The following is a 19865-nucleotide window of genomic DNA, read 5'->3' as shown; positions in this document are numbered from 1 at the left end:
GGTTTTGGCCAGAGCCAGCAGGCACTGCTGGAGAGCTTCCCGCACAACCACACCCTGCTGGCTTTGATGCGCGACGGTTTCCACGACCAGTCACGTGGCGGTAAAGTCAAATTGCGCGGAGACGGTTCTGCCGTGCTGGACTACCCGCTGACCGACTATGTGATGGATGGTGCCCGCCGCGCCTTGTTGTCGATGATGGAGATCCAGTTCGCCGCGGGCGCCCGCCAGGTGCTGCCTTTGCATGAAATGGCGCAGCCCTACACCAGCTGGGCCCAGGCACGCGACGCGGTGAATGCCCTGCCCATGAAGCCGCTGCTCACCAAGGTCGTGAGTGCCCACGTGATGGGCGGCTGCGGTCTGGGCAGCGATGAAAAGCGGGGCGTGACGCGACCCGATGCCGTGCACTGGCAGCTTGAAAACCTGTCGGTGCACGATGGCTCGATTTTCCCCACCAGCATTGGCGCCAACCCCCAGTTGTCCATTTACGGCACCGTGAACCGGCTGGCGCAGGGGCTGGCCAAACGGCTCACGGGGCGCGACGTGGTCCTGGCCTGAGCCGCCACCGGCGCAGGCTCCAACCATGCTGGCACGCCTTCAGCAGCTGATCACCGTGTCGCTGCTGGCCGCCGCAGCGGGGTGGCTGGTGTTTTTCTGGAAGAGCTCAGCGTTGCTTGCCATGGGCGGCTTCGCCGTCCTGTTGCTGGGCTATTCCGGGTTTCTGGCGCTGGAGTTTGTGGCGCTGCGATTCATCAACCGGAGGGACCCTGTGCCACGTCCGACCTGGAAAGAACTCGCAGGAGCCTGGCTGGGGGAGACTCTCGTGGCACCCCGGATTTTTTGCTGGCGCCAGCCTTTCCGCTCCCGGGTTGTTCCCGATCAGTTGTCGGGGCAGGCCGTCGAAAAAGGCCGGCGCGGAATCGTGTTCATCCATGGTTTTTTCTGCAACCGCGGCTTCTGGACGCCCTGGCTGAAGCGGCTTGAAGGCACGGGACATGCGTTTGTCGCCCTCAACCTGGAGCCGCCCTTTGCCTCGATTGACGACTACGCGCCGTTGATCGATGACGCGGTGCAGCGCGTGACCGCGGCCACCGGCCTGCCGCCGCTGCTCGTGTGCCACAGCATGGGGGGGCTGGCTGCCCGTGCCTGGCTCAGAATCATGAAGGCCGAAGCGCGGGTCTGCCATGTGGTGACCATCGGGACGCCGCATCGAGGGACCTGGCTGGCCCGTTTCAGTCTCGTCACCAATGGCCGGCAGATGCAACTGGCCGGGCAATGGCACCGGGAGCTCGACCTCGACATGCCATCGCACCGTCACTCGCTGTTCACCTGCTGGTATTCCAACTGCGACAATATCGTGTTTCCAAGCTCCACCGCGACACTTCCCGGTGCGGACAACCGGTTGGTGCATGGTGCAGCTCACGTGCAACTGGCATTTATGCCACGGGTGATGGACGCCAGCCTCGCCCTGATCGAGGGCGAGTCGCGGAAAAGTACGCAGGCGCTATAGTAAAAATATCTTACTCGGTAACAAATTGTGTAAGCTAGAGGCAGGTCGCGCTTTGGCTAATGCTTGGGATAAAAATGCCTCTGATAGTGGTTATGGAAGACGACGCCGCCACGCGGACGCTGGTCGCATCGGTACTCCGGAAAGACGGTCACGATGTGCTGTCGGCCGACAACGGCCTGTCCGGGCTGGAGTTGGTGCGCCAGAACAAGCCGGATCTGGTCATCAGCGATGTGCAGATGCCGGTGATGGATGGATTTGCCATGCTGCAGGCGCTGCGGGCCGATCCGGCCATCCTGGCCACGCCTGTGGTTCTCCTGACCTCATTGCAGGAGCGGGCCCACATGCGTATCGGCATGACCAGCGGCGCTGACGACTACATCACCAAACCCTTCCGTCCCGGCGAGTTGCGCGAGGCGGCGGCGGCCCAGCTGAACAAGCGTCACATGCAGGCGGCGGTGCAGGTCATGGCGGTGGAAGCTGCGGTGCAGGCAGCCCTGGAAGACCAGAAGCAGCACCTGGCTCGCCTGTATGAAAAAAAACTGGCCTCTGAACTGAGCGACAAGTGGCCTGCGGCGGATGCATCAAGCCAGGACGAGAAGTTTTCGAATGCCACCGTCCTGTTCGTCGACGTGCTCAACTATGCAGGGCTGGCTGAAAAACTCACCAGCACGGAGCTGAGTGATGTGGTGCGCCAGTTCTACAACAACGCCGGCGATACCGTGCACCTGTTTGGCGCGCGCCACATGCAGTTTGTGGGTGAGGGCCTGCTGGTCGTTTTTGTCGACAGCACAGACACGACCTCGGTCAACCATGGCTTGCGGGCGGCCCGTGCCGCCCTGGGACTGATCGATGCGGCCAAACGCGTGCAGCAGTTTCTCAATTCCCATTTCCCCGGACAGGGGCTGCCGCGTTTCGATGTCAGCGTGGCCTTGAACAGCGGCCCCGTGGCGCTGGCCAGGCTCGAGGATCCCCTGCACGGCAGTGTGCAGATACTGCCGGTGGGGGACACGGTGAGCGCCACCCTGCTTCTGCAGAAGCAGGCCTACAAGGCCGGCTGGCAGATTGCCGCCAGTGTGGCCATGTTGCGCGGAGTCACGGGCGCGGTGAACACCGGCGGTCGGGCGCTGGTGTCCCTGCCTGGCCGCACGGCCGCCATCGATGCCGCCGAGTTGCTGGGCCTGGCGCTCGCCTGACAAGTGGGTGAGTCGGCAAACCTCAGTGCCATGCCAAGGAAAACGTTTTCCCTGAGCCGGGTCCTGGTGGCAAGTTTGCTGGTGTTCGCGCTCGTGCCGGCGGGGCTGGTGGCCTGGCTCATGGCGCGCAGCAGTGACCAGGCGGTGCAGGAGCTGGCCGGGGGGGTCCTGTTCAACGTGGCGGCCCGGGTGCAGTCTGGCACGGAAGCCCATTTGGGGCAGGCGCACACCATACTGAACGGCCTGGTTCCCGAGCGCCTGAGTCCCACCCAGACCGAGCAGGCCCGTGACTGGCTGCGGCAGAGTGCTGCCTTTGAACCCATGGCGTTTGCGCTGGGCAGGCAGTCACCGGATGTGCCCCATCTGTATTACGGAAACAACCGGGGCGAGTATTTCTCGGTGGAAAGTACAAGCAGCGGTACGACCGTGCAGCTTCGCGGCGCTGCTGACACAGGTCTTCAGGCGTTCGCGGTGCGCCGTCCCGGCGACCGTAGCCGGCCCCTGGCGCTTGCGCAGGCCCCTTTCGAGCCCCGCACCCGGGGCTGGTACCAGGGGGCACTGGTGGCCAAGGGCCGGGTTTTCTCCCCGATTCAGGTGGTACCCGGCAAACCGCAGCTGTTTGTGACTCTGTCCCAACCGGTGTACGACGCGGACGGCGGTGCAGCGGGCGTGTTTGGTGTGGACCTGTATCTGCAGCGGCTGGCCGATCTGCTGCAAACGCAGCGGATCAGCGCTCGTGGTGCAGCTTTCGTGGTGGACGAGCAGGGGTGGCTGGTCGCCGGGTCGGCTGGTGACCCCTTGTTCGACGACGCGCCGGGACAATCAGCGCGGCGCAGTCCGCAGCACAGCGCGAACCCGGTGATTCGCGAAAGTTTTGCAGCGCTGCAGCGCGAGCAGGCCCGCAAGCGCGAGGATTCGGTGGCCGTCAACACGGCCTTGCAGCGCTTGCCGCTGCAGGACGGCACCCTGCTGATGGTGCAGCGCCCCTTCGGCGAATCAGCGGGCTTGCGCTGGACCCTGGTCGTGGCAGCACCCGAAAGCGATTTCACCGCTGAGATTGCCCGCGCCTGGAAGCTGTCCCTGGCTCTCGTTGGCGTGCTGGTCCTGTTTGGGGCGGCGGTGGCGTTTTATGTTGCCAACCGCATCGGGCGTCGGCTCAAGCGCCTGAGTGTGGCTGCGCAAAAGCTGGGGCGGGGTGAAGTACCGCGCATTGACAGCGGCACACATCTGCGGGAGGTCATGGAGCTTTCGCGCGTCATGCATTCCAGCGCCGAGCAACTGAGGCATTACCGGGCCGAGGTCCAGGCCAAAGCCCGGGCGATTGAAGAGGCCAACGAGCGGCTGGAAGAGCGGGTGGCGCAGCGTACGGTCGAACTGCTCGCTTCGCGCGAAGAGGCCTTGCAGGCAGCGCGCGCCAAAGCCGCATTTCTGGCGACCATGAGCCACGAGATCCGAACCCCCCTGAACGGCGTGGTGGGCATGAGTACCCTGCTCGCCGAGACCGCGCTCGACGATGAGCAGAGCGACTACCTGCAGACCATTCGCCTGTCGAGCGACCAGCTGCTGGCCGTTATCAACGACATTCTGGATTTTTCGAAAATCGAATCGGGCAAACTGGACTTGGAATCTGAACCCCTGAGCCTGCGCAGCGCGATTGAGGAGGCCTGCGACATTGCCGCTCCCCGCGCCCGGGAGAAAAACCTGGAGCTCATCGTGGACCTGCCGGAAGTCGCAGGCAACGTTTCGCCTGCCCTGCCGGCAGCGGTCTCCGGGGATGTGACGCGAATCCGCCAGGTGTTGATCAACCTGATCAACAACGCCGTCAAGTTCACTGAAAAAGGTGAAGTGACCGTGAGTGCGCGTTCCCTGCCCAACCCTGGTGACCCGAACCGGGTGCGCGTTGAATTCCGCGTGTCCGATTCCGGCATAGGCATTCCGCCCGACCGCGTGGGGTCGCTGTTCCAGGCATTCACCCAGGTAGACGCCTCCACCACGCGCAAATACGGCGGCACCGGCCTGGGGCTGGCAATCTGCAAGCGGCTGGTCGAACTCATGGACGGCGACATCGGTGTGGACAGCGTGCCGGGCAAGGGCTCCACCTTCTGGTTCACGATCCTGGCGCCGCCGGCCGAACTGCCGCCTGCGGCGGCGGCTGTCGATGCTGCCGCCCTGCATGGGAAGCGCACGCTGGTGGTGGATGACCACGTGACCAATGTCCGGGTGCTGACACGGCAGCTTCAGTTGTGGGGCATGCAGGTGGCTAGCGCCGAGTCGGGCGCCCAGGCCTTGCAGGCGCTGGCGCAAGCGCAGTCCGTGGGGGCGCTCCCGGACATCATCATCACCGACATGCACATGCCGGAAATGGATGGCGTGGCACTTTCCCGCGTCATCAAGGCCACGGTGCCGCTTGCCGGCATACCGCTGGTGCTGCTGACGTCAGGTTTCATGCCGCCCGGCCATGAAGCCTCCCAGCTGTTCGAGGCGCGGCTGCTCAAGCCCGCCCGACAGCGGCAATTGTTTGACGCGCTCGCACGCTGCCTGTCGATGCCGGGAGTGCACAAGCCATCATCGCAGTCATCCACCTTCGAAGGCGCGTCTGCTGCGAAAAACCTGACCTTGCTGGTGGTGGACGACAACGCCGTCAACCTCAAGGTGGCCTGCGCCATGCTGGCCAGGCTGGGCTACCACACGGCCACCGCGCTGGATGGGCGGGAGGCGGTGCAGGCCGTGGCACGCGCCCACGGCGCAGGCTCGCGCTTTGGTGCGGTGCTGATGGACATCAACATGCCGCGCATGAACGGCTTCCAGGCCACCCAGCAAATTCAGGCCATGATGGGCAGGAAGGCGCCCCCCATCATCGCCCTGACCGCAGCCGCGTCCCCCGAAGACCGCGCCCGTTGCACTGCGGCGGGCATGGACGACTACCTGACCAAACCGCTACATGTTGCCGCGCTGGCCCAGGCGCTGGAGCGCTGGCTGCCCAGGATGACGGCTGCGGCGGGGGGCTCTGGTGGCTTTGCAACGGCGCCTCCGGTGCGGGACCAGGGAATTGCTGCCGGCCCGCCTGCAGTGGTGCCGACGCCAAAAAGCGGCCTGCTGCCGGCAGTGGAACCTGTGCTGATGGACCTGGAGCGGCTGGCTCAGTTCAAGGAATTCGATGACGATGCTCTGACCATGACGCGCGAGGTGATCGGCCTGTTCGTCGCCGATGCCTCCCAGCGACTGAGCGCCATCGAAGAGAGCATCCGGGCGGGCGACGCTGCCGCCTTGGCGTGGGCAACCCATGCCCTGATAGGCGCTACGAGCAACGTCGGTGCCGTCGCGATGCAGGCGGTGTGCAGTGAGCTGGAACTGGTTGCAAAAACCGGTGAGATCCCGTCCGACGCCCTGCAACAGCTTGAAAAGCTGCAAATCTACTGGGTCAAAACCAGCGCCATTCTTGACAATTGGGTCTGAGGCCCGAGCTATCCCCGGGCGACGGGATGTCTGTCCGATATCTCCAATTTTGATGCCTTCGATCGAAAGTTTGCGCACACTTACTGATGATGAATGCACTCGTGAGGCGCATCGGAAAGACGTCCGAAACCGTCAAATCCCGCCTGTGTTTTCATCTGATGGTCGCTTTTGTTGTGACTTTGATCACAAAAACGGGGCTCCATATTCACTATCCAGAATCGGGCAGGCTTCATACGCTTAACAACCTGTAACAGCTAAGCCCTGAAGATGAATACCCTGTTGACCGCCGGATTTCTGGATGCTGCCCTGAACCATGACGCAACCCGCCCGCACGCAGGTCCGGACGTGCTCTCGTTGCTGGTTGACGTGCTGGGCCATGGCGTCATTGTGGTGGGAGAGGGGGGGCAGATCATCCACGCCAATCGTGCAGCCCGCACCGAACTGAACCGCCATCGGGTGCTCAACAGGGTGGACGGCGAGGTCCAAGCCATGACGCCAGCAGACTGCAAAATGCTCCAAAACGCGTTGGGCAAGGCAGTGGGCGGCAAACGCAGCCTGATCAATTTGTCTGGCGCAGGCCTGACCCTGACGCTGGCCGTCGTGCCACTCAAGCCCGATGCCGATGCCTGGGATGCCCGCATTGCCCTGGTTTTTGCGCGTGCCGAAGTCTGTGAGTCCGGCATGTTCGGCTTTTTTGCGCGCAGTTATGGGTTGACCCAGACGGAAGAGCAGGTACTGGCCATCCTGTGCCGCGGTTTGAGCACGCCGGAAATTGCTGTCCAGCTGAAAGTTGCTGTTTCCACGGTACGCAGCCATGTGCGCAGCCTTTGCGCCAAAACGGGCTCCAGCGGCGTACGCGAACTGGTGAACCGTGTCGCCGTTTTGCCACCGGTGGCACCTTTTCATCTGGCCCAAATTCACTGAAAAGGGCTGTCGCCCCCACGTGGCCCACACCGGGGGCCCGCCGCGTGCTAGATTACGGCTCATCATGAGCACGTCCATACCTTCCAACGAAGACCTTTACACGCCGCTGGTTCCCGAGTTGCGCTCGCTGGCTCGCCGCGGCGTGCTGCGGACTTACCGAAAAAATGCGGTTTTGATCAACGAGGGTGAGTCAGGCGACAGCCTATTTGTCCTGCTCAAGGGCAGTGTCAAGGTCTTTGCCATGGACGAAAGCGGGCGCGAAATCACTTACGGGACGGTCCATGCGGGCGACTATTTCGGTGAGATGTCGCTCGACGGGGGGCCCCGTTCTGCCTCGGTGATGACGCTGGAGCCCTGCACTTGCGCGGTGCTGAGCCGTACCGATGTCAGCGAACACCTGGTGGAAGAACCTGAGTTCGCCATCAATCTCGTGGTTCAGGTGATACGCCGTGCCCGCTCAGCGACGGAGACAGCGCGAAACATGGCGCTGCTCGATGTGTACGGGCGGCTGGTTGCCTTGCTGGAAGAGCGCCGGGAGGACACGGGCGAGGCACCCGGCGGCAGCGCCACGCTGGAGTCCATCACCCACCAGGACATTGCCAATCGCGTGGGAGCCTCGCGCGAGATGGTCAGCCGGCTGCTTAAAGATCTCGAAAAAGGGGGCTACATCGAACTGGGCATCCGGCGCATCACATTGCTCAAGAAACTGCCCAGTCGCTGGTAGGCCGGTTCGTGTGGCCTATTTCCCACGTGGCGACGAGTCGCTGCCCATAGCGCAATTGGCTGTTGACCGCTTTTTTGCTCAAGAGGTCACGGCCGTGGGTCCCGCCTATCGCTGCGCATGTTTTGCAGTTCCTTCCAAATTGCTCAGGAAGCTCGCCGACAAAGCCGGGGAGGCCGATCGCCATGTCATCCATGGCCACATGGAAAGCGCCGCGCGCCTTCGTACGCAGCGCAGTGCATGGGTTCCCCACGCGCCGGCAGCGTTGCCGCAACAAGCGCAACATTCCACGCCGTCCTACCGGCGCAGTGTTTTTGACGCAGGCACGGACACCGTGCTTCCCGGCAAGCCCGTGCGGGATGAGGGCGACAAGCCGGTCAAGGATCACGCCGCCAACCAGGCCTATGACAATGCCGGCATCACGCTTGATTTTTACCTGAAGGTTTTTGGCCGGCATTCGATCGACAACCGCAGCATGCGGGTCGAATCGGCGGTGCATTTCGGAAAGAACTTCGGCAATGCGATGTGGACCGGCGACCGTATGGTCTACGGAGATGGCGACCAGAACGTGAGTGGATTTACCGCTGCACTGGACATCATCGCCCATGAGCTCACCCACGGCGTCACGCAGCACCTGATCGCGGGCGGTCTGGGCGTTGTTCGGGTCGCGCCGAAAGACCGTGAATTCCGGGAGCAGACACATGCGCTCCAGGGGCAAAGCGGCGCACTCAACGAGTCTTTTTCCGATGTTTTCGGTAGCATGGTCAAACAGTGGCACGCCGGGGAGGACGTCACGCAGGCCAACTGGCTGCTCGGTGAGCACATGCTTGCGCCGCAGCATGGCCGCGCCATCCGCTCGCTGAAGGACCCGGGGAACCGCCAGCTGACCTGGTACGAAGACGAGCAGTTCAGGACCATGGACCAGTATGTTGACGGGGCGGACGTGCATGACGGCTCCGGCATTCCCAATCACGCCTTTTACCTGGCGGCCCGGAAAATAGGCGGGTATTCCTGGGAAAAGGCAGGGCCCATCTGGTACGAGGCCTTTGCCAAACTCAAGCCCAAGGCCAGTTTTCAGGATGCAGCGCGAGCAACCACTGATGTGGCCTCCCAGCGGTTTGGCGCTAAGTCAAAGGAATGCAAAGCGGTCATGTCGGCCTGGCAGGCTGTCAAAGTGATCACTTGATCTCCTGAACAGGTGCAAATGCCTTGCTTTGTGAGGAGCAGCGTGTAACGATTCGCAGTGGCCCTGTTACGTGTTGTTGAGAGCTCCTAAAGAAATGTCATTGCGCTGTGGCTCATGCCTGACTGTTAACCCCGACGGAAACCGGTTCTGTGAGGGGTGTGGGGCGGGTTTGTCGCAGGTTTGCCGCCATTGCGGGCAGGAATCCAGCCCTTCCGCGCGATTTTGTGGTGCGTGCGGGACTCCTCACGCCAGCGCCGTCCCAGGTGTCTCGGCTGCGCCGCCGGGCGTGACATGGGGCGAACTCAAACAGGCCACCGTCCTTTTCGCCGACATCGTGAGCTCCACGGAGCAGATCGCCGATCTGGATGCCGAGCAGGCCATGGACCGCCTGGGGCCTGCGCTGGCGCGCATGTGCGCCTCCATCGAGAAGTTTGACGGAACGGTCGTACGAACACTGGGCGACGGGGTCATGGCCATTTTTGGCGCGCCCCGGGCGCTGGAAGGCCACGCCTTGCTGGCCTGCGAAGCTGCGCTCGACATGCAGCGGGCCTTCGCTCCGGCTGACCAGGGCTTGCGCATTCGGGTCGGCCTGCATTCGGGGCAGGTGGCGTCGGATCCACAGAACGCCGATGGCAAGGGCGGGGGGGCCCACGGCCTCACCATCCATCTTGCGAGCCGGGTTGTTGGGCTCGCCGATCCCGGCGGTATTTGCCTGACCGAAAGTTGTTATGCGCTGGTTCGAACGCTCTGTGAGGTGCAGCCCATGGGGCAGCATGTCCTGAAGGGGATCTCAGGGCAATCCACGATCTACGCCTTGACGGGGTTCAAGATGGCCTCGTCGGACCAGCATTTTCATCCGGCTAGCCTGACCCCCTTTCTTGGCCGGGACCGGGAAAGCGATCTTCTCAAGCAGGCCCTGCTTGTCACCGAGCGTGGACAAGCCCGGGTGGTGGGCATCTCGGGCGAGCCTGGCGCGGGCAAGAGCAGGCTCTGCCATGAGTTTGTCCAGTGGTGCCGCGCCAGGCAGGTTCCCGTTTTTGAGGTGCGTGCGCAGCCTTATGGCCACGCAATGCCGTTGCAGCCGGGATTGAGCCTTTTGAGAACCTTCTTTTTCCGCATTCCGCCTGCCGATGATGCCGCAGCCGCCAGAAGCCGGATTGTCGAACGCATGGCAGAGCTCGGCCTCCCGTCGGAAACTGACCTGGCCTTGCTGTACGAATTTCTCGGGGTGGCTCTGGCAGGCAGCGCGCCGTCCGCCCTCAGTCCCAAGGCGCGCCACACCAGGTTGCTCAATGTGGTGCGCGAACTGGTCAAGCATGATGCGGCCACGACCTCGGTGATTCTCATCGAAGACCTTCACTGGCTTGACGAGGCCAGCGAAGAATTTGTTGCGACACTGATTGAGGCGGCCACTGACACCCAGACCATGGTGGTCCTCAATTTCCGGCCTTCGTACCGCCTTCCTTGGGGCCAGTTTAAAAATTTCGAAAAGATCGACCTTGGGCAACTGAGCGCCAGGGAAACAGAGCATCTCGTCCGGGCGCTGATCGGGCCCCGTACCGACCTCCAGGACATCTGCGAGCTGGTGGCAGCGCGAAGCGGCGGCAATCCCTTTTTCGCGGAAGAGTTGGTGCGTTCGCTGGTCGATCGTGGCTATTTCCTGAAAGGCTCCGATCTTCGTGCCGGAGGGCTGGAGGCGATAGAGCGGGCCTTGCCCGCGACAGTGCAGGCTGTGATTGGTGCCCGCCTTGATCGCTTGGGCGAGCCCGAAAAAACCTTGCTGCAGATGTGCGCGATCATCGGCAAGGAGATCCCGCTTGCCGTGCTGGAACACATGGCCAGCCCGCTGGCCAAGGTGATCGAGAAGGGGCTCGATGGCCTGTGCCACGCTGAGCTCATCCTGCCGCAGCCTGCCGTGGGCGGCCGCCGCTTCACCTTTCGCCACCCCCTCATCCAGGAAGTGGCCTACAGCGCGCAACTCAAGGTGCGCCGCGGCCCGCTCCACGGTGCGGTGGCGGTGGCAATGGAAGTCTATTACCGCGATCAGCTCGATGAGTATGCGGGACTGATTTCCTACCATTACGAAGCGGCAGGGCAGTTCCTCGACGCTGCGGGCCATGCTGCACGCGCCGCGCAGTGGGTGGGCTCGACCAACTCGGCATTGGCCATCAAACACTGGCACAAGGTGCGCACGCTTTTGCAGAATCAGCCGAGATCCGCCGTGACGGATAGCCTGCGCGTGCGTGCCGGAGGGCAGATCTGTGTACTGGGCTGGCGTGAGGGCTTGACCCTGAAAGAGGTGCAGCCGTATATCGACGAAGCCACAGAACTTGCCGGCGAGGTGGATGCCCGGCTGGTTCAATTGCTGGTGATGGCTGAAGGGAGAATGCTGCAAGCCAGTGGTGGCCCTGCCGACGGATATGTGGAGCGTCTCCAGAAGGCGCAATCCTTGATGGCGCCTGGTGCCGACCCGGGTCGCGCAGCGATGATCAATGCCGCATTGAGCCAGGCCTATGCCTGGGCTGGATTGCTGGAGCAGGCCCTGGAGGCCAATAGCAGGGCGCTTCGCGACATCGGGAAAATTGACAGGTTTGACCGCGAATGGATTGGCTTCAGCATTGAGCAGTGGGTGATGGGGATGCGTGGTCGTTTGCTGACCCGACTCGGACGCCTGGATGAAGCCGAGCAGTGCCTGAGAGAGTTGCTGGTCATGGGACGATCATCAAATGACCCGGTGATTCTGCAGTTCGCCCACTTTGGCTATATCGATCTGGCCTGGTGCCGCAGCGACGCCGCTCTGGCCCAGGAGCACTACGGCCACGTCGCCGAAATTACCGCCAAGCATGACAATCCTTATCTGCGTGTTTTTGCATTGAGTTGTCGTGCTACCGTCGCCAGCATTGAGGGTGACTTTGACACTGCCGCCAAGACTTATTCAGAAGCCTTGGCGCTTGTCAGGAGCGCTAGCGTCGCCATGGAGTTTGAAACCGAAATCCTTGCCAGTCTGGCTGAATGCCAGCGTCGGCTTGGGCGGGTTGAACAGGCGTTGGACTTGGCCCAGGAGGCGATTGATATTTCCCGTGAGCGAAGCACCCGCCTGCCGGAATGCAGGGCACTCGTCACCCGAGCATCAGCGATGCTCGACGTCCATGGTCCTGTATGTGCTGGTCAGGCGGAAGCCCTGTTTGCCGAGGCGGAGCATTTGGTGGGGCTGACAGGTGTGACCATCTATCGGGATCTCTTTGTGCAAGAGCGGGCCAGATTGAACTCGTTGGGCGGGCTGGCTGGACAAACAGGCGTCAGCGCCGCACAAGCAGTGTGAATTCGCTCATCCCATAGTCGCTTGCCAGTTCAACTTTTGTGTTGAACTGGCGTTTGCAATAACGCACCCATATCTCGGGTGAGGTGCGGTACAGTTCCGGGATGTTCTGCATGCTTGGCCCCATCGGGGCCAAGAAATTCACAGCAAAACCGAGACGGCTCGTCGCATGCATGGCTGCCAACATCTGTTTGATGAATACCGTCCAGCGGGCAGCCGGTTGCTCCAGCTTCACGTTGAAGATGCCGCTGGCTACTGAGTAGTCGGCGACACGAGGAATGCCCCCCGTGACGACAAACCGGGAACGAATGGATGGGCGCCAAGACAGTTTGGCACGGTCAATCATGGCCTGAGAGAGATCGGTGCCGAGGTAGTCCACCTGGGCGCCCCGATGCCGTCTGGCCAGAAAGGCCAGCAGCGCGCCATAACCGCAGCCCACATCGTTCAGCGAGAACGGCTGGCGGAAGTCACACAACTTGAGGAGTTGCACAAAGCGAAGCTCCTGGGTTGGCCGGCAAGTCCAGTCCACCCCAAGGGGGGTCGCCCCGTGCGCCAGCACCTTCTGCGTGTAGTAGCATTCAATGTCCGCATGCAGATGCGTCAGGCTTTGCACAGGGGAGGCTGCCGTCCGGATGCCGGAGCTCTTCCCTGCTTCCATCACCAGTCTTACTTCTTCGCTGTTTTTGCAGCCTTTGCCGCAGGCTTCGTTGCAGGTTTGGTGGCCTTCAACGCCATTGTTGGCAAGGAGATGGTCAGGTAGTCCTGGTTGAAGTAGGCTACGGGCCGATCCTTGTCGGTGATCAATACGCGGGTATTGCCTTTTTCCGCACGCATGTCGTGAAACGTGAAGTAAACCGGTAGCGGAGTTTTTGAGGCAAGGTTGCGCACCATCGCGTTGACAATCGCCACGTCGCCGTTCTGGCCGGCCACGTTCGAGTCATGTTTGCTGAGATTGGCGAAGTAGTCGTGCATGCGGTTCTTGGCTTCTGCATTGGATGCACCGATGTTGAGAACAGCCACGCTGCTCTTGAAAGAGCGCCCCTTCTTGAAAATCTTGAACTCTTTTTGCAGTGCCGCCATCTCATCGATGCCGCCAAAATGCGTTTTTTTGTCGGGCGTTGGTCCGAAACGTACATTCAATTGGTCAAGCAGACTTCCAACGTGGATGTCGTGCTCTTTCATGAAATAGCCCATAAATCTCTCCTGCGGTTACGGTTGATGAAATTGCTGGTTAAGCGTAAAAAGTGCAACGTACTGTAAATTCACGCTGAGTGTAGGGCCAACTCCCTCCCGTGAAAAGAGGGTGAACCGGGGGGCAGGAGCTTTAGGCCGCCAGCGAGCGGCGCCAGGGTGCAAAGTGTTGCGTTGTTCTCAACAGCTGCGGCCTAGCCGAAAGTGTTCGTCCGCAGCCGGTCCTTCACAGGTTCATGACTCACACGGCCTGGCTTCGCTGGATCTCCTGCCGCGTCTACATGCCGTTCAGAATCCGCCTGGCTTGCTGGGGCGAGGCGTCGCTGGTACCCATAAGGCGTACCGCCGCTCCACTGCGCGTTCCGGCCGCATTGACGCCGAGCGTTGCCGGGTTCTCGTCGCTGAAAGCTTGCGCATCCGGGCTCCTGGTTACCCCGGGGCGCTGGGTCCGTCCTGCGTCAGGATCAGGTGTCTGCGGGGAATAGTGGGCCCAGCGCGGCCCGGTGATTCGTGTACCGCCTACCGACACGGTCTTGCGGCCTGTGGCGATGCTGTTGAAGCTGCCGCTGCGCCGGATCAGGCTTGGGTTGTCGGGATGGTCCACGAAGGAGTCCGGGTTCCCGCTGGTGTCATACCACGCGTCCTCGAAGTGTGACTGCCGGGCGCCACCGCGGGTGCCGATGACTACGTCGTCCCGCTCCACATAAGCGTCTACGGTGATCGCCTTCTTGCCGGTATTGGTCAGCGTGATCTGCCACACCCCGCTTGGTGCCGTTGCCGTCTTCTCGTCAAAACTGAACGTAGGCGCAACCGCAAGCAGGGCACAGGTGCCACGCCGGCCGGTTGCGACCGTCATCGGGTAAATCAGCGCGCACAGCGGTCGCTTGCCGCCACCCGTCCACATTTTTGATTCGCCAAACTTCAGTGGCGGCAAGGCGGCGCGACCAGGCGGGGTGATGGTGATCTCCAGGCCGTCGCGGTCTTCCTCGACCCATAACTCCACAAAACTTTGGGTCGAATCGTCGGGTAGCGCCCGCCAATGAAGCGCAACTCGCTCATTTTTTGATAGCGTAGTATTGGCGTGCGTGCGCAGCTGGTAGCTGTTGCCGGCAGCCAGCGCGATCTGCAGCCGCCCTTTCAGCAAGTCAATCAGCGCATCCATTGCAGCTTCCAGCAGTGCTGTTCCATCATGCGGGCCAGCCAGCGTACCGAAGCTGATGTTGGCCGTCACCTTGGCGTCGTCGTCGCAGCGCGACAGGACATACATCAGCCCGTCGAGCACATGCACGTTCATTGAGCCGCCCGAGGTATCTCGTACCGTGTCGTAGTCCAGCTGCACCGCGATCAAGGCCGCGCGGCTGGCATCGTCGTCGGCCCTCGCCCAGCTGGGCGGTGCGTCGAAACCCGGCGGAAGATCGCCGACCTGGGCGAGCAGGGTGCGCGGCCCGGCCGCTAGATCCATGACGTGGCTGCCGTGGCTGACGGAGGTGTCCAGTGCGTGGAAAAAATGTTCACGCTTTGGCATTTTCTTGCCGAGCGTGGAAAGTCCCAGCGCAACATAAACCGCGCTTTCGTCCACCAGGCCACCGTAGGTGTTGGCCTGCATTGCAGCGTTGATGTCAGAGGCGGTCAGTTCGTGGCCATAACCGAGAGCGTGCGGCGTGGGGCCCGCGCCCCTGGCGTCCTGGCGCCAGAAGTAAGCGGTACGCGCCTTGCCGTCATGGAGAAAGTTGGCATGGGCCAACGCCAGGCTGTCGTCAATCAACGCCAGCACCTTGCCCGACAACAGGGTTTCGGCTTGCGCCTTGGCCTGGTAGTCGGCGCCGCTGGAGTGGGGCGGCGTTATTCCCTTGCCGTGACCGGTCGGGTCGTCGGCATATTCCGCCGCCGGCAAGCCGAGTTCAAAACGCAGAACCAGCGCGTGCAGGCGACCGCCCGGCTGGATGTGTTTGAAGAAGTCGGGTCTCACACGCGCCGTGCAAAACTTGAGGCCCGCCGGTGCCGCGCGGCTCGTGTACACCGGCGGGACATGCAGCCATTTGCCCGATGCGGCGTCTAGCAGCTGCTGCACCGTCGTGCCCGGCTTGAGTTCAATGGCAATTGGCAACCACTTCGGCCGCTTGTTGCCGTAGCCGGAAAAGTTGTCAGCCTCGGCCCATACCAGGTAGGGGTCAAAACCGGCGGTGGCATTGGGCTTGGCCCAATCGATGCCCGTGAACTCGCCCTTGGGCAGTTTTGTCCAGCTCATGGCGGGCTTACTTGAGAGGTTGCCACTCTTTGGCGGCTTTGGTCCACATAAATTCAAGCAGAGGCGAGGCGGCAATCGCAGATGACGATGACGCGTACTCGTAGTAGCCGCTCTTGTTGTCTGTCATGGAAATGCGCGGGTCGAAGTCGATCACGGTGTCTTTGGGACCATGGAATTTGGGGCCGGCAAAACCACGCTCGTGCACTTTTTGGCCGGTGCAGCGGGCGACAAAAAACTCCGCCAGCGATGTGCCTAGCAAGCGTCCCACGGCGCTGTCGACCGGGTAGTGCAGACCCGCGACCGTGCGATTCACCGCAATACGTGCAGCCAGACGTTCAAGCTGCTCACTGTATTTGTCACCGTGCGGAATCAGCGCCTGCAAAAAGGCGCAGGTCATGTAGGCTTCGGTCGCGTGTCCGCTGGGCCAACTGGCGTGGCCGGGTGTCGGGATCATGGGCTGGATTTGCGGCGACAGGTCGACCGGACGCGGGCAGGCAAAGGCATGCTTGAAACGCATCTCGACATGGGTGGCGAGGGACATCGCCAGGTCCAGCAGCTCCAGCGTGTATTTGTGGCGATGTGCGGTCAGGCCCACGATCGATGCCCAGAAGGCGGCGCCACCGTTCATCTGTGCCAGAACTTCTGCGCCGCGGTCTTTGCGCAGTTCCGCGTAGTTGGCGACTAGGTCCAGTTGCTGCGTAAAGATTTTTTCACCCGGGCGGACCAGGCGAGCCAGCGCCAGGTCCTTGAGCGGCTTTTTGTCCAGGTTGACGAAGCCCAGGGTCACGGCGGCCTTGGCCTGGTTCACGTCAAAACGCAGGCCGGAAAGCATTTCCAGGGAGCAGGCCGCCATGCGCGGACCTGCGGCCCACTCCGCAAGGCGGTCGGGTTTGTCGAGTGGGGTGGGCAGGGTGAAGGGCACTATGGCGCCTGCAAACGGGCCTACCAGCGCGCCTCGACTGTTGCTTAGAGCTTCGACCACAAGAGGGTCGGGCGCTGCGGCGTATCCAGCGTACCCCGCATAACCAGCATATCCCGCATAACCGGCATACCCCGCGTACCCTGCATAACCGGCGTATCCGGCATAACCTGCATAACCTGCCATAGTCATTCACTCCAATGTGGTTTAGTTGAAAGGGACACCAATTCGCGCCAGGGCGTCACCCAGGGTCCTCGCGTATGCGGGCGCTATCTCGCGCCCCGGATAACGAGCAAGAAACTTTTGAACAGTGAATCCGGGCTCTATTCGCTCCAGTTTCATGCGGGTCTCACGGGCGTCTTCAAGTTTGCCGGCGAACGATTGTGCGAGCATCAACGCCCGATAGGTAGATGCGTGGGTAGTGTTGTGGCGCAGCGAGCTTCGGGCCACCGCTATTGCTTCGTCGTAACGACCGTCGCATACTAGGGCGGATACTGTCAGCGATTCGTAAAAATACTTTAAGGGGTCTAACGGCGATAAAACGTTGGCCTTGTTGACGTGTGCATACGCTTGCCCCCCTTCACCCTTGAAGGCATGAAACATTCCCTTCAGCAACCAAGCCAATGAGTCGTTGGGGTTGGCCGACAAAGCCCTCTCGTAGCTGGTTTCTGCCAGTCCAAAATCATGGAACAAGTTGGTGTGAACCATTCCATCGATGGTTAGCGCCAGAGAGCAATCCGGGTCACTATCCAGAGCGCGTTTGGTGAAGTCACGTGCCTTTGCTGCGTCGGACTTCGGATCTTCCGACCATCCTTGTGATGCGCGTAAAACATGCCATTTCGCCAGCCAGGCGTGGGGAATGGGATGCCGGCGACCGCGCTCAACAAGATGCTCCAGCATTTTTCGAGAGCGATCGAACTCAATGAGCGACGTGCGGTGCATCAATGCCACCGCTCCCAGCAGCAAGGTGTAGTCGTTTAAGGTGGGAAGTGCCTGACTGCGGGCCAGTTGCAACTCCTGGGACATTACTGAGCCGCTGATCCCCCCCACTACGCGGGCGATTAACTCATCATCAGCCGCAAACAGGCCATGCACCTCCCCCTTCAGGCTGTCCGCCCAGAGGATGTGCCCGGTCTTGGTATCGATCAGCTCAACAAACAGTGCCAGTTGGGTTCCGGCACTGCGGCAGGTGCCCGAGAGAATATAGGTGGCGCCCAAGTGCGTCTTGATGTCCTCGATGGCCTCGCGCCGGTCGCGAAAGACCGTCGTTGACAGGCGAGAGATCACGTGCAGCTCCGAGGTCCGCGACAGCGCCGCAATGACCTCGTCCGCCAGGGCTTCGCCGAGCAGTTCATGCCCAAGCTCGTTGCTGCGCATCGCAAACGGAATCACGGCGATGGTGGGCCGCAGGTTGAGTTCAACCGCGTTGCCCGGCGGAACAATGGGTGCATCACCAGGCGGGCCCACGCGGTAGGCGCGAATCGGTTCCTTGACGTGTTTCAGGTGGCATTCGCCGAGGTCTTCGACGTCCGCATCCAGCACTGGCGCCAACTGATCGCGCATGTCTGCGGTGACAACTGTCTCACCGGGCCCTGCCAGCGTGCTCACGCGCGAGGTCAGGTTGACGTCGGTGCCGTAGATGTCGTGCTGGTCGGTGACGAAGCTGGCGAGGTGACCGCCCATGCGCAGGTGCATCTGGTGCTCGGGCTTCACGCCGCGGTTCGCTTGCCGGGTGAAGCTGTGCAGGTCAAAGGCGGCCTTGACGCAACCTTGGGCGCTGGCAAATTCCAGCATCAGGCCGTCGCCCAGGCTTTTGACAATGCGCCCGCCATGCCGCGGAAGCACGTTCTGCTCCGCTTCTTCCACGAGTTGTTGCCACCGCCGTACAAAGCCATCCTGGTCCTGCTCCATGATCCGGACCGACTCCACCACGTCCATGACCAGCAACACTTTGGTGCTTCTTGTCAGGTTGGCAGGTAATTCGATCAACGGGAGCCTCATCGTAGACGGTGTAACAAAATTTTACCTCCTCCTTTTGTAGGAGAAGCCGTCGCGATGAGTTGGACAAGCACGATGACGCACTGGAAGGCGCCATGCGTTGCTTTAGCGCTGAATGGCTTCCTCGTCGCCCTGCCGCGCACCGGCGGCAATGTCGGGCAGTCCCTGCAGCCGCTGGTAAATCGGCGTGAAGTCCGGCGCCGTCTTGTCGAACAGTTCGTGGAAGCTGTTGATGACAAAGTAGGTCTGCTGGTAGCTGTCGATCTTGTAGCGCGTGCGCATCACGCGTTCGATATCGAGCGGCAGGCGTTGTGGCTCGACACTTTGCACCGAGTGCTGCAACTCGCCCGATGAGCTCAGGATGCCGGCACCGTAAGCACGCAAACCATCCTTCTGCTGGATCAGCCCGAACTCAATGGTGTACCAGTAGAGTCGGCTCAACTGCTCACAAGCGCCCAGGCCGTGCGCCTTGAGCCCGCCTTTGCCGTATTCCTGCATGTGGTCGGCGAAGATGGGGTTGAACAGCAGCGGTACATGGCCGAACAGGTCGTGAAACACGTCCGGCTCGACGATGTAGTCGAACTCTTCCGGCTTGCGAATCCAGTCGGTCACCGGAAATTTGCGGTTCGCCAGCAGTGTGAAAAAGGGCACCTCTGGAATCAGCCCGGGAACGGTGACGATTTCCCAGCCGGTGGCTTTGCGCAGGCGCTGGTTGATGTCTTCAAAACGCGGGATGTGGTCGCTGGCGCCCAGCGATGGCAGGGCGGAAATGAACTCGTCACAGGCCAGACCGGGCAGCAGTGCCGCCTGGCGCGCGTACAGGCGCCGGTAGGTGTCGTGGTCGGCGTCGGTGTAGCTGTCGTAGTTTTGCGGGCAGGTGTAGTCGGCGCCGGCACGTGTGTAGTCGCCGCGCGGCGGACGGTCACTGCTGCCATAGACTGCGGGTTCAATAGCCATGTGTTTCTCTCTTGGACGTTCGCCCTGAGCTTGGCCTGTCCTGAGCCCGACGAAGGGTCGAAGGGGCCAGCGGGGAGGCTTCGACAAGCTCAGCCCGAACGGAAATAATGATCAGGCCTTCTGCAGGACGCCGCGCCGCATCTGGTCCAACTCCATGCTTTCAAACAGGGCCTTGAAATTGCCTTCGCCAAAACCCTGGTTGCCCTTGCGCTGGATGAACTCGAAGAAGATCGGGCCGAGCTGGTT

General features: G+C 61.8%; 14 protein-coding genes and 2 pseudogenes. 9 read left to right on the top strand and 7 right to left on the bottom strand.

The window, feature by feature from the left end:
• From PSV33_RS08465 to PSV33_RS08430, 9 genes and pseudogenes are all read left to right on the top strand, one after another.
• A partial coding sequence (locus PSV33_RS08465; protein WP_300560601.1) for a GMC family oxidoreductase occupies positions 1 to 555 on the top strand: 555 nt, incomplete at its 5' end.
• Positions 556 to 580: 25 nt separating this feature from the next.
• Positions 581 to 1507 (top strand): alpha/beta fold hydrolase, encoded by a 927-nt coding sequence (locus PSV33_RS08460; RefSeq protein WP_300560599.1) that lies wholly within the window; start codon positions 581 to 583, stop codon positions 1505 to 1507.
• 92 nt (positions 1508 to 1599) lie between these two features.
• A complete protein-coding gene (locus PSV33_RS08455) occupies positions 1600 to 2700 on the top strand; it encodes a response regulator (RefSeq protein ID WP_300560597.1) in 1101 nt (366 codons plus the stop codon).
• Between the two features lie 30 nt (positions 2701 to 2730).
• Positions 2731 to 6156 (top strand): response regulator, encoded by a 3426-nt coding sequence (locus PSV33_RS08450; protein WP_300560595.1) that lies wholly within the window; start codon positions 2731 to 2733, stop codon positions 6154 to 6156.
• 267 nt (positions 6157 to 6423) lie between these two features.
• Positions 6424 to 7080, top strand: a complete 657-nt coding sequence (locus PSV33_RS08445; RefSeq protein ID WP_300560593.1) for a helix-turn-helix transcriptional regulator — start codon at positions 6424 to 6426, stop codon at positions 7078 to 7080.
• A 64-nt stretch (positions 7081 to 7144) separates the two neighbouring features.
• Positions 7145 to 7804: a Crp/Fnr family transcriptional regulator gene (locus PSV33_RS08440; RefSeq protein WP_300560592.1), complete on the top strand. Its 660-nt coding sequence runs from the start codon at positions 7145 to 7147 to the stop codon at positions 7802 to 7804.
• A 94-nt stretch (positions 7805 to 7898) separates the two neighbouring features.
• Complete coding sequence (locus PSV33_RS08435; protein ID WP_300560591.1) at positions 7899 to 8987, top strand: M4 family metallopeptidase; 1089 nt, start codon at positions 7899 to 7901, stop codon at positions 8985 to 8987.
• Positions 8988 to 9081: 94 nt separating this feature from the next.
• Positions 9082 to 9213: pseudogene (locus tag PSV33_RS19870) on the top strand (zinc ribbon domain-containing protein); the annotation flags it as partial.
• A 60-nt stretch (positions 9214 to 9273) separates the two neighbouring features.
• Entirely contained in the window at positions 9274 to 12309 is a 3036-nt protein-coding gene (locus PSV33_RS08430) for an adenylate/guanylate cyclase domain-containing protein (protein ID WP_300560589.1), read from the top strand.
• On the opposite strand, the gene PSV33_RS08425 is transcribed toward PSV33_RS08430, so the two are convergent.
• From PSV33_RS08425 to PSV33_RS08395, 7 genes and pseudogenes are all read right to left on the bottom strand, one after another.
• A complete protein-coding gene (locus PSV33_RS08425) occupies positions 12287 to 12964 on the bottom strand; it encodes a trans-aconitate 2-methyltransferase (protein ID WP_300560587.1) in 678 nt (225 codons plus the stop codon). The two genes, PSV33_RS08430 and PSV33_RS08425, sit on opposite strands and share 23 nt — an antisense overlap.
• 8 nt (positions 12965 to 12972) lie before the next feature.
• A complete protein-coding gene (locus tag PSV33_RS08420) occupies positions 12973 to 13500 on the bottom strand; it encodes a hypothetical protein (RefSeq protein WP_300560585.1) in 528 nt (175 codons plus the stop codon).
• A gap of 274 nt (positions 13501 to 13774) precedes the next feature.
• Complete coding sequence (locus PSV33_RS08415) at positions 13775 to 15745, bottom strand: hypothetical protein (protein WP_300560584.1); 1971 nt, start codon at positions 15743 to 15745, stop codon at positions 13775 to 13777.
• A 7-nt stretch (positions 15746 to 15752) separates the two neighbouring features.
• On the bottom strand, positions 15753 to 16667 hold the full coding sequence (locus tag PSV33_RS08410; RefSeq protein ID WP_300560583.1) for a phosphatase PAP2 family protein: 915 nt from the start codon (positions 16665 to 16667) through the stop codon (positions 15753 to 15755).
• Positions 16668 to 16871: 204 nt separating this feature from the next.
• On the bottom strand, positions 16872 to 18653 hold the full coding sequence (locus tag PSV33_RS08405; protein ID WP_300560581.1) for an adenylate/guanylate cyclase domain-containing protein: 1782 nt from the start codon (positions 18651 to 18653) through the stop codon (positions 16872 to 16874).
• Positions 18654 to 18767: 114 nt separating this feature from the next.
• The gene (gene phhA, locus PSV33_RS08400) at positions 18768 to 19619 is read right to left on the bottom strand and encodes a phenylalanine 4-monooxygenase (RefSeq protein WP_300560580.1); all 852 of its coding nucleotides are present in this window, start codon (positions 19617 to 19619) and stop codon (positions 18768 to 18770) included.
• A 111-nt stretch (positions 19620 to 19730) separates the two neighbouring features.
• Positions 19731 to 19865, bottom strand: a pseudogene (locus PSV33_RS08395) (4-hydroxyphenylpyruvate dioxygenase); the annotation flags it as partial.

This window comes from Polaromonas sp. (assembly GCF_029945895.1).
In the GTDB taxonomy this organism is placed as follows: Bacteria; Pseudomonadota; Gammaproteobacteria; order Burkholderiales; family Burkholderiaceae_C; genus Polaromonas.
Note: the sequence above shows the minus strand (reverse complement) of the source record. Positions and strands in the feature narration are given on the sequence as shown.